The sequence below is a fragment of the Kribbella pratensis genome (assembly GCF_004366075.1).
Classification (GTDB): domain Bacteria; phylum Actinomycetota; class Actinomycetes; order Propionibacteriales; family Kribbellaceae; genus Kribbella; species Kribbella pratensis.
Genome location: NZ_SODU01000003.1, coordinates 214574 through 239498, shown reverse-complemented (window position 1 = coordinate 239498; position 24925 = coordinate 214574). Strand labels below are relative to the sequence as shown.

General features: G+C 67.5%; 21 protein-coding genes. 8 read left to right on the top strand and 13 right to left on the bottom strand.

The genetic code is table 11. The features are described 5' to 3' along the window. Positions 1 to 20: 20 nt before the first annotated feature. From EV137_RS25145 to EV137_RS25130, 4 genes are read right to left on the bottom strand one after another with little or no spacing between them, the layout of a single operon-like run. Entirely contained in the window at positions 21 to 800 is a 780-nt protein-coding gene (locus EV137_RS25145) for a hypothetical protein (protein WP_134131048.1), read from the bottom strand. Continuing rightward, the gene (gene dgoD / locus EV137_RS25140; protein WP_134131047.1) at positions 794 to 1939 is read right to left on the bottom strand and encodes a galactonate dehydratase; all 1146 of its coding nucleotides are present in this window, start codon (positions 1937 to 1939) and stop codon (positions 794 to 796) included. The genes EV137_RS25145 and dgoD overlap by 7 nt, the downstream gene beginning before the upstream one ends. Next, entirely contained in the window at positions 1936 to 2661 is a 726-nt protein-coding gene (locus tag EV137_RS25135) for a FadR/GntR family transcriptional regulator (RefSeq protein WP_238175542.1), read from the bottom strand. Before EV137_RS25135 ends, dgoD begins: the two co-directional genes overlap by 4 nt. 11 nt (positions 2662 to 2672) lie before the next feature. Continuing rightward, positions 2673 to 3395 (bottom strand): SDR family NAD(P)-dependent oxidoreductase, encoded by a 723-nt coding sequence (locus EV137_RS25130; protein WP_134131046.1) that lies wholly within the window; start codon positions 3393 to 3395, stop codon positions 2673 to 2675. Between the two features lie 218 nt (positions 3396 to 3613). Between EV137_RS25130 and EV137_RS25125 the strand changes: the two genes are divergently transcribed. From EV137_RS25125 to EV137_RS25105, 6 genes are all read left to right on the top strand, one after another. Beyond that, entirely contained in the window at positions 3614 to 4906 is a 1293-nt protein-coding gene (locus tag EV137_RS25125) for an ABC transporter substrate-binding protein (RefSeq protein WP_202871146.1), read from the top strand. A gap of 191 nt (positions 4907 to 5097) precedes the next feature. Continuing rightward, positions 5098 to 5895 (top strand): carbohydrate ABC transporter permease, encoded by a 798-nt coding sequence (locus EV137_RS25120; protein WP_238175541.1) that lies wholly within the window; start codon positions 5098 to 5100, stop codon positions 5893 to 5895. Further along, positions 5892 to 6707, top strand: a complete 816-nt coding sequence (locus tag EV137_RS25115) for a carbohydrate ABC transporter permease (protein ID WP_238175540.1) — start codon at positions 5892 to 5894, stop codon at positions 6705 to 6707. Before EV137_RS25120 ends, EV137_RS25115 begins: the two co-directional genes overlap by 4 nt. Next, positions 6704 to 8407 carry an alpha-galactosidase gene (locus EV137_RS25110; RefSeq protein WP_202871144.1) on the top strand — a complete coding sequence of 568 codons (1704 nt, stop codon included), beginning with the start codon at positions 6704 to 6706 and terminating at the stop codon, positions 8405 to 8407. Before EV137_RS25115 ends, EV137_RS25110 begins: the two co-directional genes overlap by 4 nt. Before the next feature lie 76 nt (positions 8408 to 8483). Further along, on the top strand, positions 8484 to 8756 hold the full coding sequence (locus EV137_RS41145) for a GH36 C-terminal domain-containing protein (RefSeq protein ID WP_202871143.1): 273 nt from the start codon (positions 8484 to 8486) through the stop codon (positions 8754 to 8756). Positions 8757 to 8862: 106 nt separating this feature from the next. Further along, on the top strand, positions 8863 to 10872 hold the full coding sequence (locus EV137_RS25105) for an NPCBM/NEW2 domain-containing protein (protein WP_202871142.1): 2010 nt from the start codon (positions 8863 to 8865) through the stop codon (positions 10870 to 10872). 52 nt (positions 10873 to 10924) lie between these two features. On the opposite strand, the gene EV137_RS25100 is transcribed toward EV137_RS25105, so the two are convergent. Beyond that, complete coding sequence (locus EV137_RS25100; RefSeq protein ID WP_166680013.1) at positions 10925 to 12511, bottom strand: beta-N-acetylhexosaminidase; 1587 nt, start codon at positions 12509 to 12511, stop codon at positions 10925 to 10927. Between the two features lie 85 nt (positions 12512 to 12596). Here EV137_RS25100 and EV137_RS25095 point away from each other — a divergent pair, with 85 nt between their 5' ends. Further along, the gene (locus EV137_RS25095; RefSeq protein ID WP_134007160.1) at positions 12597 to 13271 is read left to right on the top strand and encodes a GAF and ANTAR domain-containing protein; all 675 of its coding nucleotides are present in this window, start codon (positions 12597 to 12599) and stop codon (positions 13269 to 13271) included. A 115-nt stretch (positions 13272 to 13386) separates the two neighbouring features. On the opposite strand, the gene EV137_RS25090 is transcribed toward EV137_RS25095, so the two are convergent. The 7 genes from EV137_RS25090 to EV137_RS25060 form a co-directional block, all read right to left on the bottom strand. Next, the gene (locus EV137_RS25090) at positions 13387 to 14784 is read right to left on the bottom strand and encodes a GH1 family beta-glucosidase (protein ID WP_134131043.1); all 1398 of its coding nucleotides are present in this window, start codon (positions 14782 to 14784) and stop codon (positions 13387 to 13389) included. Between the two features lie 90 nt (positions 14785 to 14874). Next, positions 14875 to 15873 carry an ABC transporter ATP-binding protein gene (locus EV137_RS25085; RefSeq protein WP_134131042.1) on the bottom strand — a complete coding sequence of 333 codons (999 nt, stop codon included), beginning with the start codon at positions 15871 to 15873 and terminating at the stop codon, positions 14875 to 14877. Further along, positions 15870 to 16904 (bottom strand): ABC transporter permease, encoded by a 1035-nt coding sequence (locus tag EV137_RS25080; RefSeq protein ID WP_134131041.1) that lies wholly within the window; start codon positions 16902 to 16904, stop codon positions 15870 to 15872. The genes EV137_RS25085 and EV137_RS25080 overlap by 4 nt, the downstream gene beginning before the upstream one ends. Before the next feature lies 1 nt (position 16905). Beyond that, on the bottom strand, positions 16906 to 17886 hold the full coding sequence (locus EV137_RS25075; protein WP_134131040.1) for an ABC transporter permease: 981 nt from the start codon (positions 17884 to 17886) through the stop codon (positions 16906 to 16908). Beyond that, positions 17883 to 18896 (bottom strand): ABC transporter ATP-binding protein, encoded by a 1014-nt coding sequence (locus tag EV137_RS25070; protein WP_134131039.1) that lies wholly within the window; start codon positions 18894 to 18896, stop codon positions 17883 to 17885. The genes EV137_RS25075 and EV137_RS25070 overlap by 4 nt, the downstream gene beginning before the upstream one ends. Before the next feature lie 105 nt (positions 18897 to 19001). Beyond that, complete coding sequence (locus tag EV137_RS25065) at positions 19002 to 20693, bottom strand: ABC transporter substrate-binding protein (RefSeq protein WP_134131038.1); 1692 nt, start codon at positions 20691 to 20693, stop codon at positions 19002 to 19004. Between the two features lie 164 nt (positions 20694 to 20857). Next, positions 20858 to 21895, bottom strand: coding sequence for a LacI family DNA-binding transcriptional regulator (locus tag EV137_RS25060; protein ID WP_134007174.1), 1038 nt, complete (start codon positions 21893 to 21895; stop codon positions 20858 to 20860). Positions 21896 to 22140: 245 nt separating this feature from the next. Here EV137_RS25060 and EV137_RS25055 point away from each other — a divergent pair, with 245 nt between their 5' ends. Beyond that, positions 22141 to 23325: an ROK family transcriptional regulator gene (locus EV137_RS25055; RefSeq protein ID WP_134007176.1), complete on the top strand. Its 1185-nt coding sequence runs from the start codon at positions 22141 to 22143 to the stop codon at positions 23323 to 23325. 342 nt (positions 23326 to 23667) lie between these two features. On the opposite strand, the gene EV137_RS25050 is transcribed toward EV137_RS25055, so the two are convergent. After that, the gene (locus EV137_RS25050) at positions 23668 to 24894 is read right to left on the bottom strand and encodes a glycoside hydrolase family 16 protein (RefSeq protein ID WP_134131037.1); all 1227 of its coding nucleotides are present in this window, start codon (positions 24892 to 24894) and stop codon (positions 23668 to 23670) included. Positions 24895 to 24925 lie beyond the last annotated feature (31 nt).

The window sequence follows — 24925 nt, the reverse complement described above, 5'->3', positions numbered from 1 at the left end:
GATCTGCCGCTCGGGTGACATCACACTGGCCTGGCGGACAGCGTCAACCGCCAGGTCAGTTCACCGCTTTCCGGCACCACCGCGGCGTCGCCCGGACCGGCGGTGGCCAGGTCGAACACGCGGCCGAGCATCGGCTCGACCCCGAGACTCCGGTACGGCGCATCGTCCGGGAAGCCGCCCTGGTTTCGCCACAACGCGGTGGAGACTGGTTGCCCCGGGCAACTCAGGGTCATGGTGAGCTCGGCGCCGCGATCACGGACCGAAACCGTCGGGCAGTCCAGCAGAACCGCACCGGCCGCCGTCCCGTCCGTCGGGCCGAAGGTTCCGAGCTCGAGAGGGGTCGGCCAGATGGCGGTCACCCAGTGGGCGTCGCCTGGCCACGTCCACGGCAACCACGGCGCGGCCTCGGGATACAGGCGGCATTCGGTGCCGGGGTGAGCGGAGATGGTTGCGCCGGGTACGCAGTCGAGGAGCGCGTGGGCGGCCCAGATGAAGCGGTAGCCGGCCGGAGCCTGCAGGTGGTAGTCGACGCTGACGGTGTCGGTGCCGGCATTGAACGCCCGCGTCAGGATCACGTTGTTGTACGTGACCATCCCGTCCCACGGCTGATTCCACAGACCGCCGTGGTCAGGGAACCCGCGGACGGTGGGGAAGCATTCGTCGACGCCGCCCGCGTCGATGAAAGTGGCGAGGCCGGTGCGCGGACCGGTGACCAGGCCGGGCCCGGCCCAGAGCCATTCGCGGCCACCGAGCCGCAGAGAGGTCCAGCGGCCGCCGTCAGCTGGATCGATGGTCACCATTCGGCAAATGATCCATCTTCGTGGGTCCACACCGGGTTGCGCCAGGCGTGGCCGGTTCGGTCCGCGGCGCGGACAGCCTCCTCGTCGACCGTGATTCCCAGGCCGGGCAGGGGGTTCCATTCGGCATGACCGTTGACCCAGGCGAACGGCGCGGGATCCACGACGTACGACGTGAGATCGCTCGTCACGTTGTAATGGATGCCCCGGCTCTGCTCCTGGATGAGGAAGTTCGGCGTCGCGAACGACACCTGCAACGAAGCCGCCAACGAGATCGGCCCGAGTGGGCAGTGCGGCGCGAGCATTGCACCGTGAGCGTCCGCGAGTACGGCGATGCGTCGTAGTTCGGAGATCCCGCCGGCGTGCGAGACGTCGGGCTGGACGACCGCCACGCCCGCGTTCAACGGCGCCATGAAGTCGGACCGGTGGTACAGCCGCTCGCCGAGCGCAACCGGCACCGTCGACGTCGCGACCACCTCGGCCAGGTGTGCCATCTGCTCGGGCAGCACCGGCTCCTCGACGAACATCGGCTGCAGGTCCTCGACCGCGTGCAGGATGCGGCGCGCCGCGGCCACGCCGACCCGTCCGTGCAGGTCGATCGCGACGTCCCGGGAATCCCCCAGGACCGCGCGAGCGGCAGTGAGCCGGTTGACGATGTCGTTGACCTCGGCCACGGACGGCGAGGCCTGGATCTGTCCGCTGGCGTTCATCTTCACGGCCGTCATCCCGGCCGCGACCTGCTCCGCGACGGACTCACCGATCGCGGACGGCTCGTCCCCGCCGACCCAGGCGTACACGCGGACCCGGTCCCGGACCCGCCCGCCGAGGAGCGCGGCGACCGGAGCGCCGTACACCTTCCCGGCGATGTCCCACAGTGCATGGTCGAGCCCGGCGACCGCGCTGCTCAGCACCGGCCCACCTCGGTAGAAGCCGCCCTTCGTCAACACTTGCCAGTGCCGCTCGATCTGCAGCGGATCCTGGCCGATCAAGTACTCCGACAGTACGTCGATCGCTGCCCGGACGACCTCGGCGCGCCCTTCGACGACCGGCTCCCCCCACCCGACGACACCGTCGCTCGTCTCGATGCGGCAGAACAACCAGCGCGGCGGAACCAGGAACGTCTCGATCCTCTCGATCTTCACCGGTGCCGCCGCCGGGTCGATCCGCGGACCTCGGTGAGGTCCTCGGCGGCCTTCGCGAGCAGATCCCGCATCGCGAGTTCGGCTCCCTCGGGGTCGTGCGCACGGACCGCGTCCACGACGCGCCGGTGGCTCGGCACCGGATCGTCCGACGGCTTCACCTTGTGCACCAGCCGGTCGCGGCCGGCGAGCCCGGTTTCCATGATCACTTCCATCTTCGTCAGCAGTTCGTTGCCCGTTGCCGCGAGCAGCGCACGGTGGAACGCGAGGTCGGCGGCCGCGGCCGCCACGTTGTCACCCGCGGATTCCATCGCTGCGAGCGCCTCGTCGAGTGCCGCGAGGTCCGCATCGTCGGATCGAACCGCGGCCAACCGGGCGGCGGCCGGCTCGACGATCCCGCGGACCTCGTGCAGTTCCTCGAGCAGCTCGGGCCGGGCGTCCGCGTCGCTGAAGTGCCAGCGGATCATGTCCGCGTCGAGCAGGTTCCAGTCCGAGCGCGGCCGGACGAACGTGCCGCGTTTCTGCCGCGCGTCGACCAGGCCCTTCGCGGTCAGCACCTTCAAGGCCTCGCGTACGGCGGTCAGGCTGACGCCCAGGTCGGACTGCAGTTCGGTGACGTTGATGGTCGCGCCCTCCGCGATCTGCCCGGACAGGATGCGTTGCGCCATCTCCTCCACGATCTGCCCGTGCAGGCCCCGTGACACCCCGCGTTGAATCCCCGTCACCCTGCTCTCCCTCACGCCGAGTCCTTGACGGCGGACCATCCGCCGTCGACCACCAGGCTGGTCGCGGTGATGAACGACGCCTCGTGTGACAGCAGGAACGTCACCGCCTGTGCCACCTCGTCCGGTTGCCCGAGCCGCTTGAGTGCCGTCGCCTGGGCGCTGCGCTCGCGTCCTTCGTCATCGACGCGGTCCCACATCGCCGTCACGACCGGCCCCGGAAGCACGGTGTTCACCCGGATCGAGCGACCGTACTCGACCGCCAGTTGCCGTCCGAGTGAGACGAGTGCGCCCTTGGTCGCGGCGTACGCCGGATGGCCGGGTAGCCCGGCGATGGCGTGGACCGACGAGACCAGTACGACGGAGCCCGCGTTCGCTACGAGGTCGTCGTACAGCGCCTGGAAACCGAGGAAGGACGCGGTCAGGTTGACGTCGAGCTGGCGTTGCCAGGATGGTGGCGACAGCTCGTGCGCCGGCTTCACGTCGACGAAGACCGCGTTGCTGACCAGGCCGTCGATCGGGCCGAGCTCGTCACGCCCGCGGGACCGGACCTCCGCCCAGGTGTCGGCCGACGCGACGTCACCGACCACGCTGATCGCCTTGCCTGGCTGGCTCTTGCAGGGGTGGATGTCCACCTGCACGACCTGCGCACCCTCGATCAGCGCCCGCTCGACACAGGCCGCGCCGATCCCCGACGCAGCGCCGGTCACCACGATCACCCGTCCTGCCAGCCGCACCCGCGCCTCCTTCGATCTGCTCCTACCCAAGCACGGAGGCAGGCCGCTTCCAACGATGAACGAGCCATCAGTTGACCGTGAAAGGCACTTCCCGGTCAAGCGATTTGCTCGTAATTTACGAATTAATATTGACAGCTGCGACGGGCCGCCGCAAGATCGTCCGGAACACACCACCCACCCGACTGGCATCGCCGGCGGGCAGATCTCAGGAGTTGTGCATGACGGGTCTGGCAGTGCCTCGTTCGGATCGGCGGACTTTCCTCAAGGGACTCGGACTGCTCGGGGCAGCAACCCTGGTGCCCGGGTGCGCGACGTCGTCGAAGAGTCCCGGCAGCGGCAGCGCGCCATCCGGTCAGCTGGCGCTGCAGTCGAACCTCTCCAGCGAGCAGGCGAAGGCCGCGATGGAGAAACTCGTTGCCGCGTACAACAAGACCGGTGGTTCCCAGGTCAAGCTGAACACGGTCGCGTCGGAGATCTTCCGGACCCAGCTCCCGACGTACCTGACCTCGGCGAACCCGCCGGACGTCTACACCTGGTACGCCGGATCGGTCGCGGACTCGTACGCGAAGAAGGACCTGTTGCTCGACGTCTCGAGCGTCTGGGACTCGATGGGCAACTACTCGAAGGCGATGCAGACGCTGTCCACGAGCAGCGCCGGGCAGAAGATCTTCGTGCCGACCAGCTACTACTGGTGGGGCATGTTCTACCGGAAGTCGAACTTCGCCAAGTGGGGCGTGACGCCGCCGAAGACCTGGGCCGAGTTCGTCGCCGTGTGCAAGACCATTCAGAGCAAGGGCATCCCGCCGATCGGGATCGGGCTCGGCGACACTCCGTGGGTCGCCTCGGCGTGGTTCGACTACCTCAACATCCGGATCAACGGCGCTCCGTTCCACCGGCAGTTGCTGGCCGGCCAGGGGAACTTCACGGACCCGAAGGTGAAGGCGGTCTTCACCAAGTGGCGCGAGGTGCTGCCGTACTTCGATCCGAAGGGCAAGTCGTTCCCGTTCCAGGAGGCGACGTCGGCGCTGCTCGCGGGCAAGACCGGGATGTTCCTGATCGGGACGTTCTTCGCGGACTCGGCGCCGAAGGACGCGCTGGACGACATCGACTTCTTCCAGTTCCCGATCATCGATCCCGCCGTACCGGTGGCCGAAGAGGCGCCGACGGACGGGTACTTCGCCTCGAAGAAGGTGCAGGACGTGGACGGGGTGAAGAAGTTCCTGACCTGGCTGGCGACGGCCGAGGCGCAGGAGATCTACGTGCAGAACTCGTCCGGTACGGTGATTCCGGCGAACCCGGACGGGAAGTCCGCGGACACTCCGCTCGTGCAGAAGGGTAAGGCGATGATCGAGGGGGCCGCCGAGATCACGCAGTTCTTCAACCGCGACTCGAGCGACGCCCTGCAGCCGACCGCCGACGCCGCCCTCACCAAGTTCCTCGACAAGCCCGACCAGATCGACAAGATCCTCAAGGACTGGCAGGCCGCCGCCGAAAAGGTCTTCAAGGCGTGAGCGTGTCATCGTCAACCGCGGAAACCCGCTCGTCGCGCTCGCGGCGGGACGAGCGGGGGAGTGGGGCGAGCGGAAGTCGCGCGAAGGGGAGCGGGGGTGCGTCGCGTCGTACGAAACGCTCGGGTCCGCGGCGGGTTTCTCCTTTGATTCTTGCGTTTGTGTTGGTGCCGTTTGTTGTTGAGGCTGTTTGGGTGTTCTGGCCTGCTCTGCAGGGGTTCTGGTTGGCGTTGACCAGCTGGGACGGGTTGTCGGCGCCCCGCTTCGTCGGGTTCGGGAACTTTTCCGACATGGTGTCGGATCCAATCTTCCGGACCGCGTTGAAGAACACCGCGATCTGGCTGGTGCTGTTCGGTGGGCTGAGCGTGATCGGCGGGTTCGGGATGGCGCTCCTGTTGCAGCGGGAGCGCCGCGGGGTCGGGATCTACCGGGCCGCCTTGTTCACCCCCGTCGTGTTCTCGTTGGTCGTCACCGCACTGATCTGGCGCGTGTTCTACCAGCCGGATGGACTTGTCGACACGGTGTTCCGAACCGTTGGCCTGGGCAACTTCATCCGCCCGTGGCTCGCCGACCCCGACACCGCGCTGTACGCCGTGATCGTGCCGGCCCTGTGGCGCCAGATCGGGTACGTGATGGTGCTGTACCTGGCCGGCCTGAAGGCGGTCGACCCCGCGCTCTACGAAGCCGCGAAGGTCGACGGCGCGTCCGCCTGGCAACGCACGCGGTACGTGACCATCCCGCAGCTCAAGGGCGTCAACTCCGTCGTACTGTCGGTGATCGTCATCGACTCGCTGCGGTCCTTCGACATCGTCTGGTCGATGACGAAGGGCGGGCCGTACCACTCGTCCGAGCTGCTCAGCACGTACATGTACTCGACCGCCTTCCAGTCCACCCAGCTCGGGTACGCGTCCGCGCTGGCCGTGGTGATCTTCGTACTCGCCCTGGCCGTCATCCTCGGCTACCTGATCCGCGCCTTCCGGGAGGAATCGTGATACGGCGTACCGGCTACCACGTCGCGATGGGGCTGATCTCGTTCCTGTGGGTGGCGCCGATCCTGTGGGTGATCGTGATCTCGTTCCGCAGCTTCGACGACGTCGCCGCGAACGGGCTGGGATCGCTGCCGCATTCGTTCACGTTCTCGACGTACAAGTCGGCGTGGGAGGACGCGGACGAGTTCCGCGCGCTGATCAACAGCTTGCTGGTGACGATCCCGGCCGTGCTCCTGAGCCTCGGGCTCGCGTCGGTGGCGGCGTACGGGCTCGCGCGGTACTCGATCCCGCTCCGGCGGACGATCCTGTTGCTGATGTTGATGGGGAACTTGTTGCCGCCGCAGATCCTGCTGATCCCGATCTCCCGGTTCGTGGAGTTGATCGGGTACTACGACACGCTGATCGCGCTCATCGCGGTCCATGTCGGGTTCGGGCTGGGGTTCTACACGTTCGTGCTGCACGGGTTCATGCGGGATCTGCCGCGGGAGATCCAGGAGGCGGCGACGATCGACGGGGCCGGGCCGGGGAAGATCTACTCTGCGGTGATCCTGCCGCTGACCCGTCCGGCGCTAGCGGCGCTAGGGGCGCTGTCGTTCACGTGGATCTTCAACGACCTGCTGTGGTCGATCACGGTGATCCGCTCCGGCGAGAAGATGCCGGTCACGCCGGCGCTGCTCGGTCTGCAGGGCCTGTTCGTGTCGTCGTGGAACGTGATCGCGGCCGGTACGGTGATCGCCGCGGTGCCGACGGTCGCGGTGTTCCTCCGGTTCCAGAAGCACTTCGTCGGCGGGCTGGCGATCGGAGCGGTCAAGTGAGGACGTGGACCTTACGCGGTACGACGACCTCGTACGTCGTCGGCGTACCTGATCACGGTCAGTGGGCGCAGCTGGTCGCCTGGGGCCCGCATGACGGTCTCGCGCCAGTTGTTGTTGCCGGGACGGAGCATTTCGTTCCGCGCGCGGACGTGGAGCCGTTGGAGTACGCCGTCCGCGGCGTCCGCTACACCGCACCCGTCGACCTGGTGGTGAGCGGCTCCGACGGATCCGACGAACTCCGCCCGACGCTGACGAACTCGACCCAACCGCCCCAGCGGCTCGAGCTCGAGTTCGTGGATGAGGTGCGGGCGGTGCGGATCGTCCTGCGCTACCGCATGGTCGGGGACGTAGTGGAGCGGTGGGTCGCCGTGCGAAACGACGGTCCTGATGAACTCGTGCTGCATCGGCACGACTCGGCTGGGTTCGTCGTACCTGGTGGGAACACCGTCAAGTACTTGTGGGGCGAGTGGAACAGCGAGTTCCAGCAGGCTTCGGTCACCCTGCCGCGTGGGCGGTTCACGATCGGGAGTGCGCAGGGCATCACCGGGCATTCGTACTCGCCGTACCTGGTAGTCGATGACGACGTGGCGTACGGCGTACAGCTTGCGTGGTCCGGGTCGTGGGAGATGTCGGCGGACGTGGACACGACCGGCCTGGTGCGGATCCAGGCGGGCCGGACGTCGTCGAGTCTCGGGATCACGCTGAAGCCGGGCGAGACGTGGGTGTCGCCGAAGGCCGTCGGCGCGTGCAGTGCCGAGGGCACCGACGGGTTGGCGCGAGTATTCCATGACTATGAGCGGGCCGCATCGAGAAAACGTGTTCCGAAGGTGCTGTACAACTCCTGGTTCGCGACCGAGTTCGACATCCGCGCCGACCATCAACTCGAACTGGCGCGGCGCGCGGCGGGAATCGGCGTCGAGACGTTCGTGGTGGACGACGGATGGTTCGTCGGGCGTTCTGACGACACCGGCGGGCTGGGGGACTGGGAGGTCGATCCGGCCAGGTTCCCGGGCGGACTGGACGCGTTCATCGGTCAATTGAAGGAAATCGGGCTCGACTTCGGGCTGTGGGTCGAGCCGGAGTCGGTCAGCCCGACATCGCAACTGGCCAGAGAGCATCCGGAGTGGATCCTTCGTACGCCGGGGCACGATCCGATCCTGATCCGCAACCAGCTCCTGCTCGATCTGAGCCGGGACGACGTAGCGGAGTTCATCTGGAGCACGCTGGACCGGCTGCTGTCGACGTACGACATCTCGTACCTGAAGTGGGACGCCAATCGGCCGCGATTGGACAGTGGCGACCAACGTCGGGACCTCGATGGTCGGGTGATTGGCAACCTGTACAGGATCCTCGAGAAGCTCAGGGACCGGCACCCGGAGGTCTCCGTCGAAGGTTGTGCGGGTGGCGGGGCGCGCATCGATCTGGCGATGGCCTCGCGGGTCGACACGTTGTGGCCGAGCGACAACACGGCGCCGCTGGACCGGCTGCGGATCCAGGAAGGTTTCCGGACCGGGTTCGCGCCGCACCTGATGAGTTCCTGGGTGACCGATGCCGAGGGGACGCACGACGGTCGCGAGCGGTCGCTCGACTTCCGGTTCCACGTCGCGATGGCCGGCGTGCTCGGGATCGGCGCGGATCTCTCGCGCTGGACCGACGACCAGAGGTACTTCCCGGCCTTGCCGATCTCCGTCAGTTCCTGAATGACGGCCTCCACGTCCAGGTCACCCGCTGAAGACGGCAGCACGCCATATCGAGCAGTACAAGGACTTTCGGGAGTTGATTGCCGAAAGCGAGGTCTACGGGCTGTCGGACGGCGTGCAGTACGTCGGCGCGGACCGGTCCGTGGTGTTCCTGTGGGAGACCGGCGACGGCAACGTGCGCGGCACGCTGCCGACCCGGCCGCGGCGGGTGCCGCTGGCCGGGCTGCATCCGGCGAAGAACTACCGGGTGGACAACGAGACCTACCCGGGCAGCTACCTGCTGCAGGTCGGGATCCCGTTCGACGGGCCCGCCGACTCGCACTGCCTGGTCGTCGAGCAGCTCGACTGACCGTCCGCTCAAACGGCAGCAAGGGAAGAAAAACATGAAAAGACCTTCTGGTGGGGTTCTCACGCGACTTCTAGGTGGGTTGATCGCGGCGGCTCTGATAGCCGGCGTGACCACCACGACCGGAGCTGTGGCGGCTCAGGCCACAGCTCCGGTCCTCAGCCCGACGCCGTACCAGGGCTGGAACACGTACTACGGACTCGGTGGCGACTTCACCGAGGACACGATCAAGTCGGTCGCGGACTCCCTGGTGAGCCGCGGCCTCGCGAAGGCCGGCTACGACATCGTCTGGCTGGACGGCGGCTGGCAGGCCGATCAGTCCCGCAGCGACGCCGGCGACCTGGTGCCCAACCCGGCCAAGTTCCCGAACGGGCTGAAGCCGCTGGTCGACTACATCCACGGCAAGGGCCTGAAGGCGGGCATCTACACCGACGCCGGTCCGTACATCCCGGGCAAGTGCGGCCTCGGCAGCGGTGGGTACTACCAGCGCGACGCAGATCAGTTCGCCGCGTGGGGGTTCGACGCCGTCAAGGTCGACTACCTGTGCGGGATCGCGGCGAACCTGGACCCGAAGACGGTCTACACCGAGTTCGCCCAGGCGCTGCGCAACAACGCCAGCCACCGGCCGATGATCTTCAACCTGTGCAACCCGGTGACGTCGCCGGACTGGGGCAACTACCCGGAGTCCCAGCAGTCGATCAACTCGTGGTCGTACGCGCCGGGGATCGCGCAGTCGTGGCGTACGTACACCGACGTCGGGTTCCAGGGCGACATCAAGTTCAAGGACGTACTGCGGAACTACGACGCGAACGCGCGGCACCCGGAGGTCGTGAAGCCGGGTGCGTTCAGTGACCCGGACTACCTGGCACCGGAGCTCGGGATGAGCGACGAGGAGTTCCGTACACAGCTCACGCTGTGGGCGGTGGCCGCCGCGCCGCTGGTCATCGGCAGCGACGTCCGCAAGCTCAGCGCAACGACGATCGGGATGCTGACCGATCCCGACGTACTCGCGATCAACCAGGACAAAGCCGCCGTACAGGCTGTCCGGGTCGGTGCGGCCGGTACGACGGAGACGTGGGTCAAGCGGCTCGCCGACGGCAGCCGCGCCGTCGTACTGCTCAACCGGGGTGACAGTGCGAAGACCCTGACGACGACGGCCACCGCGGTCGGTCTGAGCGGGTCGCGGTTCACGCTGAAGAACGCGTGGACGAACAAGGTGACCGAGAGCGCCGGCGTGATCAGCGCAGCGGTGCCCGCCCACGGTACGGCGTTGTTCCGCGTCGAACCCGCCCGTGGCGTTCCGGGGATTCCGCATGTGACAGCGGGGATCCCGCAGGTGACGAAGGTCGGAACGGACGCCCAGCCCGAAGGTACGGCGCCGGTGGTGGCCGGTGGGGACGAGCTGACGGTGCAGGTTGTCGTGCGCAACGATAGTTCAGTGCCTGTGTTCGCGCCGACGGTGAAGGTTGCCGGTGGCACCGGATGGACCGCGACGCCGTTGTCCAAGGCGCCTGACCTGATCGAGGGCGGGAAGCAGGCGACGTTCGCATTCACTGTGACGCTCCCGCCCACGGCGCCACCCGGAACAGCGAGCCTCACGGCCACCACGACGTACCGGACGCTGCTGTACGGCGAGCAGCGGCAGACGACCGTGCTGTCTCCGGTGGTCGTCGCACCCGCGCCACCGAGTGGGACCGTGCCGTTGTCACATCACCAGTGGATCACCGCGACCAGCGGCTGGATGTCGCCGACGATCGACGAGAGCGTCGGCGGCGGCAACCCGATCAAGCTCACCGGTACGACGTACTCCACCGGCATCGGTGTCGCGTCCCCGTCCCTGATCCGGTACTACCTCGGCAAGTCGTGCTCGCGGCTGACCGGCACCGTGGGCATCGATGATGTGGTCAGTAACGTCGGTCCGGACGGTGGTACGTCGACGTTCCAGGTCGCCGGGGACGGCAAGGTCCTGTTCGACAGCGGCACCGTCGACCGCTTCACCCCGAAGCAGTTCGACGTCGACCTGACCGGCGTACGGGTCCTCGACCTGCTCGTCGGCGACGCCGGCGACGGCGGCTACAACGACCGCGCCGACTGGGCAGCGCCCACCGCAACCTGCTGACAGCCCTTCGAGCACCCCCAACCAAGAATGGTTGGGGGTGCTCAAGGTGCGGTCAGGTCCAGGGCACCTCGGTTGAACGCAACCAGGTCCACCGGCGGTTGCGCCAGGTAGGGGACTGCTGGCCCAGGCGGAGGGCGTACTCCGGCCAGTTGGTGGCGGTCTGGTGAGACCAGGCCTTCTCCGCCAGACCGGGGATGCGGGGGAGGAGCAGCAGCTCCAGATCCTCTGAGCTGGTGATGGTCTCGCACCAGATGGCGGCCTCGACGCCGGCGATCTGATCGGTGCTGTCGATACCGGGCAAGGTGTCGACGGGGTCCCACGAGATGCCGTGTTCAATGGACGCCGCGCCGTAGAACTGCAGGCCCAGACGCTCTCGCGCCTGCTCTTGCGATGGGTCCGCGGACGTGTCGGCGTGCGGGCGGTCGAAGTACAGCCAGGTCACCGGTGAGACGATCAGCTTCGCGCCCTGCTCGAGCGCCTTCGGGGCGTCGTACTTCGCTTTCCGCAGCGCCTCGACCAGCACCGGCAGCAGTTCCTCGGGCGGTGTCGGCGCGTCGGGGTTCTCGCCCATCTTGTCGATGTCGAGGTCCAGCCAGTACTGCACGACATCCTCGGATCCGAGCTTCGCGCGGGCGATCTCCTGCCAGCCGACGACCTTCTTCCCGCGCTCCCGGACGAGCGCAGCCGCCTTCTCGACGAACGCCGCGTGGTCCTCGTCGGCCATACCCCAGGTCTCGTCACCGCCGATGTGAACGTACGCACTTCGCGGGAACTGCGGGATGACCGCATCCAGCACGTCCTCGACGAACGCCCAGGTCTCGTCCCGTCCCGGATCCAGCGTGCCGAGGTGAAGCTTGTCGCCGTTCCCGACGTCGATCGTCTGAGGCTCCGCGGGCCCGAGCTCCGGGTACGCCTTGAACACGGCCGCTGTGTGCCCAGGCATGTCGATCTCCGGTACGACGGTCACGTAGCGGTCCGCCGCATACGCGACCAGCTCCGCCAGCTCCGCCTGCGTGTAGTACCCACCGGGACGATCACCGATCGCCCCGGTCGCACCCACCTCGGTCAACGCCGGCCGCGACGGTACCTCGACCCGCCAGCCCTGATCGTCCGTGAGATGAAGGTGCAGCACGTTGAGCTTGTACAACGCGAGCATGTCGATGACCCGCCGTACCTCGTCCGGCGCGTGAAACGTCCGCACTACATCGAGTGACAACCCCCGCCACGCGAACCGCGGCCCGTCGACGATCCGACCAGCCGGCAGCACGGCCGTACCCTCCTGAATTTGCGCGGAGATGAGTTGCCGGAGCGAGGTGAGGCCTCGGTACACCGCCTCCGGCGTCGGACCCCACACCCGGACGCCCTCGGGCGTGACCTCCACGCCGTGGCGCTCGTCCAGGGCCGCACCGTCGGCTCGCAGACCAGCGGCCGGTGGTACGCCGGCGACGCTCCCGAGGTCGACGTGGATACCCGAGTCGCCAGTCAGCGTGAGGCCGGCATCGAGCTGCACGTCCTCGAGGAAGCGAGCGACGGGACCGGCGAGCTCAGATGAGTGGACGACACCCGAGGCTGACGTCAGGACAAACGTTTCATCGAAGGCGGACGCGGTCGCCGGTGCCGGGATCAGAGGAAGGTTCATCCGACGATTCTGCGTCACATCGCGACCGGACGGCCACGTTGTGTACGTCGGCGTCGGTGGGGCTTGAAACGGGTACCGGGCGGCAATGGATACGCAACTGCTGCTGGAGCAGGCAGAACGTCTGTCGAAGGTGCTCACGCCCGGTGACCTCGACCATACTCTCGGGCGGATTACGGCGGCCGCGGTCGAGGTGCTGCCGGAGGTGGACTTCGCCAGCATCACGATTCTGCACTTCGACGGCCGTCTGGAAACGGTCGCGCCGACCGATGAGTTGCTCTGGGGGGTCGACGCGGCCCAGTACGAGTTGCGGGAAGGACCTTGCTACGACGCCGCGGCCGATTCCGTCCACGTCATCTCGCCGAACCTGGACGGCGATCCACGCTTCCCGCGGTACGCCGCGACAGCCGTCGCCGCCGGTATCGAGGCCCAGGCCGGCATCCGGCTCTTCGACGCTCCGAAGTCGCGGGGTGCGCTGAATCTCTATGCCCGCCGGCCCGGTGCGTTCGGTGACTTCGGCGCGCTGGGCGTGCTGTTCCAGCACCAGGCCGCGATGGCGATCGAGTACGCCCGGGAGATCCACAACCTGCAAGAGGCCGTGCGCACACGCGGGCTCATCGGCAAGGCGGTGGGGGTCGTCATGGAGCGATACAAGCTCACCGACGACCGCGCTTTCGCCTTCCTCACCAGACTCTCCCAGGACGGCAACACGAAGCTCCGGGTAGTCGCCGAACAGATCGTCGAGGCCACCACCAGCGGCTGAGCCCGAGGCAATGGCCGCACGCCAAGCGGATCTCCAGGCCATCACAATCGTCGGCTGTGCAGGTGGTGCCCGCCTGACGGGCGGGCAACGGGACGATTGTGATGGCCTGGGCGTCCTACCTCGCCCGGTGTTGCTCGGCTAGTTCCTTGAGGTAAAGGGCACTCGCCTTGGGGATGCGGGCCTGGGTTTCGTAGTCGACGCGGGTGATGCCGAAGCGTTTGGCGTAGCCGTAGGCCCATTCGAAGTTGTCCATGAGGGACCAGGCGAGGTAGCCGCGGATGTCGGCGCCTTGGGTGATGGCGTCGGCGACCGCGGACAGGTGGGAGGTGAAGTACGCCGTACGGTCGGTGTCGTCGACGTAACCGTTCTCGTCGGGGACGTCCTCGAAGGCGGAGCCGTTCTCGGTGATGACCATCGGGAGGCCGGGGTAGTCGCGGGCGATGCTGAGGAGGAGGTCGGTGAATCCCTCCGGGACGATCTCCCAGTCCATGGCGGTGCGCGGCTTGCCGAGCGGTACGTCGCGACTTACTGGCAGGCCCTGAGCGTCGACGGTGCTGCCGTCCTCGGCGTACCCGGTGAACTTCTGGCTGAAGTAGTAGTTCACCCCGAGTACGTCGATGGGCGCCGCGATGATCTCCAGGTCGCCGTCCTCGATCGGCAACTCGACCCCGTCCCGCGCGAGGTCCGCGACCACGTCGGCCGGGTAGTGCCCGTGCACCAGCGGGTCGAGGTAGATCCGTCGGCCCATCCCGTCCGCACGTCGCGCCGCGTCCACGTCCGGCTCCGCATCCGAAGCGGGGTACGACGTCGCGACGTTGAGCGTGATGCCGATGTCGAGCTTGCGTGGTGACGCCTCGCGCATCGCCTGCGTCGCCAGGCCGTGGCCGAGCAGCAGATGATGTACGGCGGCCAGCGCTGCCGGGTACTCGCGCCGACCCGGAGCATGCGCGCCGTACGCGTAGCCGAGCATCGCCGAGCACCACGGCTCGTTCAGCGTCGTCCAGGTGTTGACCCGGTCCTTCAACGCGTCGAACACGAGCATCGCGTACTCGGCGAACCGGTACGCCGTGTCGCGCACCGGCCAGCCGCCGGCGTCCTCGAGCTCCTGCGGCAGGTCCCAGTGGTACAGCGTCACCCACGGGTCGATGCCCTGGGCAAGCAGCTCGTCGACGAGCCGGTCGTAGAACCCGATCCCGGCCGGGTTCACCGGGCCCTTGCCGTGCGGCTGCACCCGTGGCCAGGCCACCGAGAAGCGGTACGTGTCCAGGCCGAGGTCCTTGATCAGGGCAACGTCTTGCGGCATCCGGTGGTAGTGGTCGCAGGCGGTGTCGCCGGTGTCGCCGTTGTCGATCGCTCCCGGCACCCGGCAGTACGTGTCCCAGATCGACGGCGTCCGGCCGTCCTCCGCGACCGCGCCCTCGATCTGGTACGCCGACGTCGCGACACCCCAGCGGAATCCGGACGGAAACCCCGCGACCAGTGCGGCCGCCCCCGAAACAGAAGTTGTGCTCATCCACGTCCTCGCTTCGCTCCGGGCGCGGATGAGACACGAGATGCGCTGTGCTTGATGATGAACTCGCTTCGCTCGTTCATAGTTGCCCTTCTAGGCGGTGCGGCCAGGGAGCCAGCACGCGACGGAACGGTTGGGATCGTTGCGGGCCGACGGGATCTCGAGCAGCGGGATCTCGGCAGCGCAACGGTCGAAGGCTTGTGGGCATCGGGGATGGAACGAGCAGCCGGACGGCATGCCGCGCAGGTCCGGTGGGGAGCCGGGGATTCCGGCCAGTTCGCGCCGTTCGCCGCGGAGTGCGGGGAAGGACTTGAGCAGACCTTCGCTGTAAGGATGCAGGGAGTCCTTGTACAGATCCGCGGAGCGGGCTTCCTCGACGATGCGGCCGCCGTACATGATCGCGATCCGGTCCGAGAACTCGACCAGCAACGACAGGTCGTGGGTGATGAACAGCACCGAGAACCCGAGCCGCTCGCGCAGCTCGACCAGTTGCGCGAGGATCTGCCGCTGCATCACCACGTCCAGCGCGGTCGTCGGCTCGTCCATGATCACGACCTGCGGCTCGAGGACGAGCGCCATCCCGATCATCACCCGCTGCCGCATCCCGCCGGACAACTGGTGGGGGTACGCATCCATCCGGTCCGCGGAAATCCCGACGAGTTTCAGCATTTCCTGAGCCCGGGCGATCCGGGCCTGCGGCGACAGGTGCGGCTCGTGCGCCTTGATCACGTCGAGCATCTGGGTCGAGACCTTGTGCACCGGGTTCAGCGAGTTCATCGCCCCCTGGAACACGATCGACGTCTCGGCCCACCGGAATTTCCGCAGTTCCGTATCGGTCAGCGTCATCACGTCGTACGGATCGCCCGAAGCAGGGTGGTAGACGACCGACCCGCCGCTGATCACCCCGGGCGGGGGCAGCAGCCGCGTCACGCCGTACGCCAGCGTCGACTTCCCGCTGCCGCTCTCACCCGCCAGCCCGAGCACCTCGCCGCGGTGCAACGTGAGCGTGACGTCCCGCACCGCCTGCACCGCCTGCTCCCCCAAGCCGTAGTCGACGTGAAAGTTCTTGATCTCGAGCACCGGCGCCTTCACGCGACCTCCTCCTTTTCACGACGGGGTACGACGGGAGTCACCGGCGCGGCCTTCGACGACAGGACGGGCGTGAACCCGACCCGCATCCGCACAGAGTGCCCGTCCTTCGTCTTGACCCGGGTGTGACCGCTCGACCGCAACCGCGGGCTGACGAACTCGTCGATGCCGAAGTTGATCAGCGACAGCGCCGTACCGAGGACCGCGATGGCCAGACCGGCCGGGACGAACCACCACCACGCGCCCTGCGCGAGTGCCTGCTGGCTCTGCGCCCAGAACAGGATCGTGCCCCAGTTCCACTCGGAGATCGTCGAGATCCCGATGAAGGCCAGCGTGATCTCGGACATCACCGCGAAGATCACCGTGCCGACGAAACCGGACGCGATGATCGCGGTCAGGTTCGGCATGATCTCGAACGTGATGATCCGCCAGGTGCTCTCACCGGTCGCCCGCGCGGCCTCGACGTAGTCCCGCCGGCGCAAGGACAACGTTTGCGCCCGGAGCACCCGCGCACCCCACGCCCACGAGGTCAAACCGATGACCAGGGCAACCATCAGGTCACCGGCCGAGGGGATCGTCGAGGCGACGATGATGATCAGCGGGAGTGCCGGAATCACCAGGAAAACGTTGGACAGCGCGGACAGACTGTCGTCCGCGGCACCGCCGAGGAAGCCCGCGCTGACGCCGATCAGGATCGACAACGCGGTCGCGACCAGGCCGGCCAGCAGGCCGACGAACATCACGCCGCGGGTGCCGACGAGCACCTGGCTGAAGATGTCCTGCCCGAGGTGCGTCGTACCGAACCAGTGCTTGCCGGACGGCGCCTGGATCAGGTCGCTGCTCCGGGCGGACGGGTCGTACGGCGCGACCCACGGGCCGATGATCGCGATCAGGCAGAAGAACGCCAGCACGGCCAGGCCGGTCGCGGCCTTCGGGTTCGCGACGAACCGCAGCCGTCGGCGCTTGACCGGGGCAACCGCGACCTCCGGCCCATCTGGCGTGACCGCGGTGATGGTGGTGGCTGGTGCGGACATCTCAGCCCTCCTTCCGGGTACGCGGGTCGAGGAGCAGGTACACGACGTCGGCGAGCAGGTTGGCCACCAGGACCGACAGCGTGATCACCAGGAAGACGCCCTGCATCAGCGGGTAGTCCTTCGCGCCGACAGCCTGGAACAGGTTGTAGCCGATGCCCGGGTAGGAGAAGACGATCTCCACCAGCAGCGTGCCGCCGACGATGAAGCCGAGCGACAGCGCGAATCCGGACACGTTCGGCAGCAGCGCGTTCCGGGCCGCGTAGCTCACCATCACCCGGCGCTCGGGCAGGCCCTTGGCATGCGCGACGGTGATGTAGTCCTCGGAGGCCACCGTCACCATCATGTTCCGCATGGTGAGGATCCAGCCGCTCACCGACGAGATGAGAATCGTGATGGCGGGCAGCAGACTGTGCTGTACGGCGCTGCCGATGAACTCGGCGTTCCACGACGGAACCAGCCCCGGCTCGTAACCACCGGACGACGGGAAGAAGCTGTCCGGTCCGGCGAGCAGCGTGATCGCCAGCAGACCGAGCCAGAAGTACGGGATCGACGACAGGAACGTTGTCACGGGCAACAGCCCGTCCATGATCGAGCCGCGCCGCCAGCCGGCCAGCACGCCGAGCGACGTACCGATCATGAAGCTGGCGAACGTCGTGATGCCGACGAGCGCGATCGTCCACGGCAGGCTCTGCCTCAGGATCTCCGACACCGGCGTCGGGAAGAACGTGAACGACAGCCCCAGGTCGCCGTGGAACACCTGGCCCCAGTAGTCGACGTACTGGCTCCAGATCGACGCGTTCTTGTCCAGGCCGAACAGCACGTACAGCGAGTTGATCGCGTCGGTGCTCATCTGGCCCTGGAACTTGTTGATCAGCGACGTCACCGGGTCGCCCGGGATCAGCCGCGGGATGAAGAAGTTGATGGTCAGCGCGGCCCAGGCGGTGAAGAGGTAGAAGGCCAGCCGCTGCAGAAGGAACTTCATCGCGCCGCCCCCTCTTCGTAGAGCCAGCAGGCAGCCCAATGGCCTGCAACAGGGAGCTCGAAGCGAGGCGGAAGATCGGTCGAGCACTTCGGCATCGCGTGCACGCAGCGCGGATTGAACCGGCAGCCGCCCGGCGGCGCGATCAGGCTGGGCGGTTCGCCACCGGCCTGGTCCTCGGGCTTGCTCAGCTCACCGAGCCGATCGGGATCCGGCGCGCTCTCGATCAGCAGCCGGGTGTACGGGTGCGCGGGGTTCTGCGTGACGGTCTCGGAGTCGCCGCCCTCGACCATGCCGCCGGCGTACATCACCAGCGTCTCGTCGGCGAAGTACCGGGCCGAGGCGATGTCGTGGGTGATGTAGAGGATGGCGAGGTTGAGCCGTTCCTTCAGGTCCCGCAGCAGGTTCAGTACGCCGAGGCGGATCGACACGTCCAGCATCGAGACCGGCTCGTCGGCGAGCAGCGCCTCGGGGTCCGCGCCGAGCGCGCGGGCGATCGACACGCGCTGCCGCTGACCGCCGGACAGCTCGTGGGGGAACTTGTCCAGGTACCGCTCCGGGGGAGTGAGTTGAACCTGCACCAGGAGGTCGCGCAGATTGTCCTCGAGGTCGCCCGCGCGACCGTGAATGCGAAGCGACCGGGTCAGGTGGTACCGCACGGTGTGCGTCGGGTTCAGCGAGGCGAACGGGTCCTGGAAGATCATCTGCACGCGGCGCGCGTACGCACGGAACTTCCGGCCGCCGCGCACGGTGATCGGCTCCCCGTGCAGCCGGATCTCACCCGCAGTACGCCCGTACAACTGCGCCAGCAGTCGCGCGACCGTGGACTTGCCCGATCCGGACTCGCCGACCAGCGCGGTCACGCGGCCCCGGCGCAGGGTGAGTTTCACGTCGTCCACCGCGTGCACGGCCTTGTGCTCGCGGGTGAGCAGGTCGCGGAGTCCGCGCCGTACCGGGAAATGCTTGGTGAGGCCCTCGGCCTCCAGAACAACCTCGGTCTCAGTGACCGTCATGAGACTCCAATCACGGCTCGCTGCGCTCGCCGCCTGGCTGCGCTCGCCGGATGTAGGTGGTGGGTCCGCGGCGCCGGAGGAGGCCCTCCGGCGCCGCGGTCCGAATCACTGGGTGCCGGCGGGCTTCAGGTTGAGGATGATCTGCAGAGCGTTCTGCTGGGTCGGCTGCGCCGGCCCGTACTGGTTCTGCTCGTCGGGCCAGCCGACCCAGTTCTTGGTGCTGTAGAGACCGCCGACGTTGGACGCCGAGGTCGGGATGATCGGCATCTGCTCGACCATGATCTTCTGCAGCGTGTTCAGCGCGGTGGTGCGGGCCGCATCGTCCGCGGCGTTCGCGTACTGGTCGAGCGCCTTGGTCGCCTCCGGGCTGTTGAACCGCCCGTAGTTGCCGCTCACGCCGCCCTTGCCGACCGGCTTCAGGATCTTGCCGTCCATGATGTTCTGGTAGATGTCGTACGGCGTCGCTCCGCCGTTGGTCCAGTGCATCGCGGCGTCGAAGTTGCCCTCGTCGATGTTCTTGAACCAGGCGTCCTGGTTGGCCTTGTCGACGGTCGCCTTGATCCCGATCGTGGACAGGTTGTCCTTGATGATCTCGAGATCGGTGATGTAGTCGGACCAGCCGGCCGGGTCGGTCAGCGTGATCGTCACCGGCTTGCCGGTCGGGTCCTTGAGCGCGTCGCCCTCGAGCTTGAAGCCGGCGTCGGTGAGCTCCTTCTTGGCCGCCTCCACGTCCACCTTGTGCTTCAGGTCCTTGTACTCCGGAGCGATGAAGGACTCACCGGCCGGCGTCGGGATGCCGGTCATCGACTCGACCTTCGGGTAGAAGTACCCGGCCTCGCCCTGCTGGAAGATGTCGTCGCGGTTGATCACCAGGTTCATCGCGCGCCGCAACGCCGGGTTGTCGAAGGGTTTGCGGGTGGTGTTGATCCACAGACCGTGGATGCCGAGGTTCGCCGGGAACCACAGCTTGTGGTTCTTCGGGTCCTTGTCCTGGAAGACGGCCTTCACGTTCGGGACGAAGACGAAGCTCCACTCCGACGCGCCGTTGGCCAGCGCGGTGGTCTGCGCGTTGTTGTCGTTGTACGACGTGTACCGCAGCTCCTTGACCTTCGGCAGGTCCTGCCAGTACGAGTCGCGCAACGTCAGCGTGGTGGTCTGCGGGGTGAACGACTTCACTGTGTACGGACCGGTGCCGATCGGGCTCTTCAGGGTGTCCTGGCTCGGGTCCTTGATCGTCGACCACTGGTGCTTCGGGATCACGAACACGGTCAGGATCTTGTTCTGGTTGGTGAACTGCGACCGGGTGAAGGTCAGGTCGACCTTGTTGCCGGACGCGGTGATGGTGCCGTACGGGATCGCGTCCTGGTTGAGGCCCTCGTTGTCCTTGCGGATCTGGAACGAGTACGCCACGTCGTCGGCGGTCATCGGCTGGCCGTCGGAGAACTTCACGCCCTCGCGGACGGTCAGCGAGAGCTTGGTGTAGTTGGCGTCCCACTTCCACTCGGTCGCCAGCCACGGCTTGCCCGGCTCGGTCGGCTTGATCCCGTTGATCATCACCAGCGGCTCGAAGATCATCCAGCGGTAGCCCAGCGAGGCGCCCGAGGAGGAGCCGAGGAACGGGTTGTGGTTCTCGGTCTGCGGACCGTTCGGCATGCCGATGTTCAGAACGGTCGCGGCGGTGCCCGAGCCGTTGTTCCCGGAACTGCCTGACTGACCGTCCCCGCTGCTACAAGCAGCCAGCGCGGCTGCCGCGAGCAAGCCCGTGAGGGCCAGCGCGACTGTACGTCGTGCTCGCATCGGTTCCTCCTGTGAATCTGTTGGCGGATGCTCTCCCCTGAGCCGGGAGAGCGACTGCATCGTGGCGTGAGAACGCTCTCATGGGAAGAGCGGACGCCTTAACGGATCGATATCGAGGGGTACGCCGGCGGCGGGACAGGGGCAGCTGCCCCGCCACCGGAGCCTTAGTGGGACCGGGTCTGGGGGGCGGGTCTGGTCCGGGCCTTCGGGGCGGTGGAGCTGCGGACGATGAGGGTCGTCGGCAGCACTTGGGGTTCCTCCGGCAGCGGGGTGCCGCCGAAGTGGGTCATCAGCATCCGGGCCGCGGCCTGACCCATCTGGCGCATCGGCTGATGCACCGTGGTCAGCGGCGGCTCGGTGTGCTCGGCGTACGGGATGTCGTCGAACCCGACCACCGACACGTCGTTCGGCACGTTCCGCCCGGTCTCCCGGACGGCCTGGATGGCACCGCCGGCGGAGAGGTCGTTGTGGGCGAAGACCGCGTCGAACTCGAGTCGCTCGTCGAGCGCGTGCTGGACGCCGCGGCGTCCGCTCTCGTGGGTGAAGTCGCCCTCGAACACCAGTCCCGGGTCGAGCTCGATGCCGGCCTCCGCGTAGGTGTCGCGGAAACCGTCCAGGCGTTCATGGGTGCAGCCGAAGCGTTCGACGCCGGTGATCACCAGTGGCCGGCGACGGCCGAGCTCCAGCAGGTGCCGGGCGGCGGACTGGCCGCCGGCGTAGTTCGTGGTGGCGACGGACGGGAACTGCGGGCGCTTGTCGCGGTCGTCGATCAGGACGACCGGCAGACCACGCGCGTGGAGTTGCTCGATGTAGGTGAGCGTGCCCTCGGGCTCGATCACCAGCAGGCCGTCGAACGACTGCGCCGAGACCTGGGACGCGAACTGCTGCATGGATTCCTCACCCCGGTTGAAGGTGAACAGCAGCAGCCCGTAGCCCTCGCTCTCGACCACGTCGACCGCGCCCTGCAGCACCTCGCCCATCCAGGGCCAGGTGAGCGAGGGGACCAGCATCCCGACGATCCGGGTCCGGCCGCGGGCCAGGCCCACCGCGCGGGCGCTCGGCACGTAGCCGAGCTCGGCGATCACCTGCCGGACCCGTTCGGCGGTGCGCAGGTCCAGTTCGCCCTTGCCGTTGAGGACGCGTGACACAGTCGTCTTGCTGACTCCGGCACGGGCCGCGACATCGGCGATCGTGATGGACACGCTGAATCTCCCCTCGGGCGGTCGGGGTGCTGCATCGTCGATTGGATCCGGAACCGGTTTCGGAAGCGGTTCCGTAGATCAAAGCCCCTACCGCAACGGGCCGTCAATCACGGAGTGGTAACGAATCGCGGCTTAATTCACGAGCTGGAAGAAGGGAGCTCTTCCGTCCCGCGGGGCGGCATGATGAACTCAGGGCGAGCGGCCTGCCCGGGGCCGCACTGCGCTCTGCCACGGTGAGGTCGAGGATGGAAGTACGCCGGACCACGGTGCGTGACATGCGCCGGTCCAACCGCTCGGTGATCCTCACCGGCATCTATCGCGAGGGTCCGCTGAGTCGCCAGGAGCTGACCGTCCGGACCTCGCTCAGCGCCGCGAGCGTCAGCAATCTGGTCGCCGAACTGATCGCGGAGGGCGTGGTCGAGGAGGCCGGCTCGGTCGAGTCCGAGGGCGGCCGGCCGCGGGTCCTGTTGCGGGTGGCACCAACATTCCGGTACGTCGTCGGCGCCGAGGTCGGGGAGACCCGGGTCCGGGTGGAACTGTTCGACCTGGCCATGAACGTGCTGGCGCGGGCCGACCATCCGATCGCCACGCCGACACCCGAAGAGGTCGTGAAGCACGTACTGGAAGGGCTTTCGACCGTGATCGCTGCCTCCGGCATCCAGTCCGAGCAGGTGCTCGGGCTCGGCGTCGCGGTCGCCGGTGTGGTCGAGGACAACGCGATCGTCGACGCGCAGACGCTCGGCTGGGAGGCCGTGCCGCTCGCCAGGCTGCTTGCCGAGGGCACCGATATTCCGGTGCACGTCGACAACGGTGCGAACATGCTCGGTCAGGCGGAGATGTGGTTCGGCGCGGGCCGCGGCGCGACCGACGCCGTCGTCGCACTGGTCGGTTCCGGTGTCGGATCGGCCCTTGTGGCCGGTGGATCCAGCTACCGCGGGGCCCGCAGCAGTGCGGGCGAGTGGGGCCACATGACGATCGTGTACGGCGGTCGCCAGTGCCGCTGCGGCGCCTTGGGTTGCCTCGAGGCGTACGTCGGCGCGGAGGGCGTCCTGGACCGGTACCGTCTTGCCGGCGGGACTGCCGACGGCGACGAGGAGACAGCCTTCGTCGAACTACTGGAGTCGACGACCGAGCCGGCGACGACAATCGTCAACGACACGATCGGCTACCTGGCCGCGGGATTCGCGAACCTGGTCAACCTGGTCAACCCCGAGCGCATCGTTCTCGGCGGCTGGGCGGGCCTGTTGCTGGGCGAGAAGCACCTGGAAGAGCTACGTGTTGAGGTGGGCAAGCACGCCCTCCGTCGCCCGTACGCCCAGGTGTCCATCGTCCTGTGCGAACTGGGCCGCGACGCCGTAGCCCTCGGCGCCGCGACCCTCCCCGTAGTACGCCTACTCCGCGACGGCGGCGCCGTACCCCTACCGCGATAGTCGTCCCGCGCCGAAGCTCATGTATCAAGTTCCGTCGCCGAGGGCCCCCTGCCCAGGCTGGTCGGGGGTTCGGGGAGTTTCACCCACCCGAATCGAGCAGTAGCACTCCCCAGTCCCGGTTGGGCGCACCTTCCCAAACCGGTTTGGGGAGTTTCACCCACCCGAATCGAGCAGTAGCGCTCCCCGGTCGCGGTTGGGCGTGTCCCAAACCGGTTTGGGGAGCCTTACCCACCCGAATCGAGCGGTTGTGCTCCCCGGTTGTGGTTGTGTGCTTCCCCCAAACTGGTTTGGGGAGGGCCCCGGCGGTGGCGTGGGCGGGGGTGGTCGTGTGGGGAAGGTGGGTCAGAGCGTCCACTTCTGGTTGGTGGCGCCGGTGCAGGTCCAGGTTTGAGTGGGGGTTGCGTTGGCGGAGTTGTTGCCGGTGACGTCGAGGCACTTGTTGGCCTGGGGGTTCACCAGGTCGTGGGCGGCCGTGTAGGTCCATTGCTGGGCGCCGGTGCCGTTGCAGGTCCAGAGCTGGACCTTGGCGCCGTCGGTGAGTGAGCCGGCGTTCACGTCGAGACACTTGCCCAGGGCACGGATCGTGCCGTCGCCCGGACGGCTCCACTTCTGCGCGTTGGTGCCGTTGCAGTCGTACAGCTGCACCGCCGTACCGTCAGCGGCGTTTGCGCCGGCCACGTCGAGGCACTTGCCGGCCAGTCCGGTGATCTGCGAGCCGGTGCCGCCGGAGCTGCCGAGGGTGGAGACGCGGACGTAGTCGACGGTCATGGTCTGCGGGAACACCGTCGTACCGTCGGGGTAGCCGGGCCAGTAGCCGCCGACCGCGAGGTTCAGGATCATGAAGAACGGGTGGTTGAAGACCCACGCGTTGCCGTTCAGGTCGGCCGGCGTACGGCGCTGGTACTGCACGCCGTCGACGTACCAGGTGATCGAGTCCGGGGCCCAGTCCACCGCGAACGTGTGGAAGTCGTCGGCGAACGACCAGCCGTTCGGATGGTTGTACGCGGCACCGATCCCGCCGGCGCCGGAGTACCCGGGGCCGTGGATCGTGCCGTGCACGGTCGCGGGCTCCTTGCCGATGTTCTCCATGATGTCGATCTCGCCGTCGTTCGGCCAGTTGCCGCCGCCGAGCATCCAGAACGCCGGCCAGATCCCTTGCCCGCGGGGGATCTTGATGCGGGCCTCGAACCGGCCGTACGTCTGGGTGAAGGTCTGCGCGGTGAGCAACCGCGCCGACGTGTACTGGCACGGGCCGTAGTGGCACTGGAAGCCGCCGTTCTCCTGGCGGGCGGTGATGACCAGGTTGCCGTTGCCGTCCAGCGCGGAGTTGCGGGTGCTGTTGGTGTAGTACTCCATCTCGTTGTTGCCCCAGCCGCTGCCGCCGATGTCGTACCGCCACTTGGCGGGATCGGGGGCCTGGCCGGCCGGGCCGTCGAAGTTGTCCTCCCAGACCGTGGCGGTCGTTGCCGCGGCGGCCTGCTGGTGCGCGGTGGCCGCGGGCTGGAGGAGGGCGGTGCCGATCAGTGCGGCACCGATCGCGACGAGCGCGAGCAAGCGGGAACGCTTCATGAGTACCTCATTTCGGGGGCGTCTGAATGAG

What these genes read in the sequence shown, in the direction of transcription:
- EV137_RS25145 (WP_134131048.1), bottom strand. Translation starts at nt 800, where the DNA reads ATGGTGACCATCGATCCAGCTGACGGCGGCCGCTGGACCTCTCTGCGG.
- EV137_RS25125 (WP_202871146.1), top strand. Translation starts at nt 3,614, where the DNA reads ATGACGGGTCTGGCAGTGCCTCGTTCGGATCGGCGGACTTTCCTCAAG.
- EV137_RS25100 (WP_166680013.1), bottom strand. Translation starts at nt 12,511, where the DNA reads ATGAACCTTCCTCTGATCCCGGCACCGGCGACCGCGTCCGCCTTCGAT.
- EV137_RS25095 (WP_134007160.1), top strand. Translation starts at nt 12,597, where the DNA reads ATGGATACGCAACTGCTGCTGGAGCAGGCAGAACGTCTGTCGAAGGTG.
- EV137_RS25090 (WP_134131043.1), bottom strand. Translation starts at nt 14,784, where the DNA reads ATGAGCACAACTTCTGTTTCGGGGGCGGCCGCACTGGTCGCGGGGTTT.
- EV137_RS25080 (WP_134131041.1), bottom strand. Translation starts at nt 16,904, where the DNA reads ATGTCCGCACCAGCCACCACCATCACCGCGGTCACGCCAGATGGGCCG.
- EV137_RS25075 (WP_134131040.1), bottom strand. Translation starts at nt 17,886, where the DNA reads ATGAAGTTCCTTCTGCAGCGGCTGGCCTTCTACCTCTTCACCGCCTGG.
- EV137_RS25070 (WP_134131039.1), bottom strand. Translation starts at nt 18,896, where the DNA reads ATGACGGTCACTGAGACCGAGGTTGTTCTGGAGGCCGAGGGCCTCACC.
- EV137_RS25065 (WP_134131038.1), bottom strand. Translation starts at nt 20,693, where the DNA reads ATGCGAGCACGACGTACAGTCGCGCTGGCCCTCACGGGCTTGCTCGCG.
- EV137_RS25055 (WP_134007176.1), top strand. Translation starts at nt 22,141, where the DNA reads ATGGAAGTACGCCGGACCACGGTGCGTGACATGCGCCGGTCCAACCGC.
- EV137_RS25050 (WP_134131037.1), bottom strand. Translation starts at nt 24,894, where the DNA reads ATGAAGCGTTCCCGCTTGCTCGCGCTCGTCGCGATCGGTGCCGCACTG.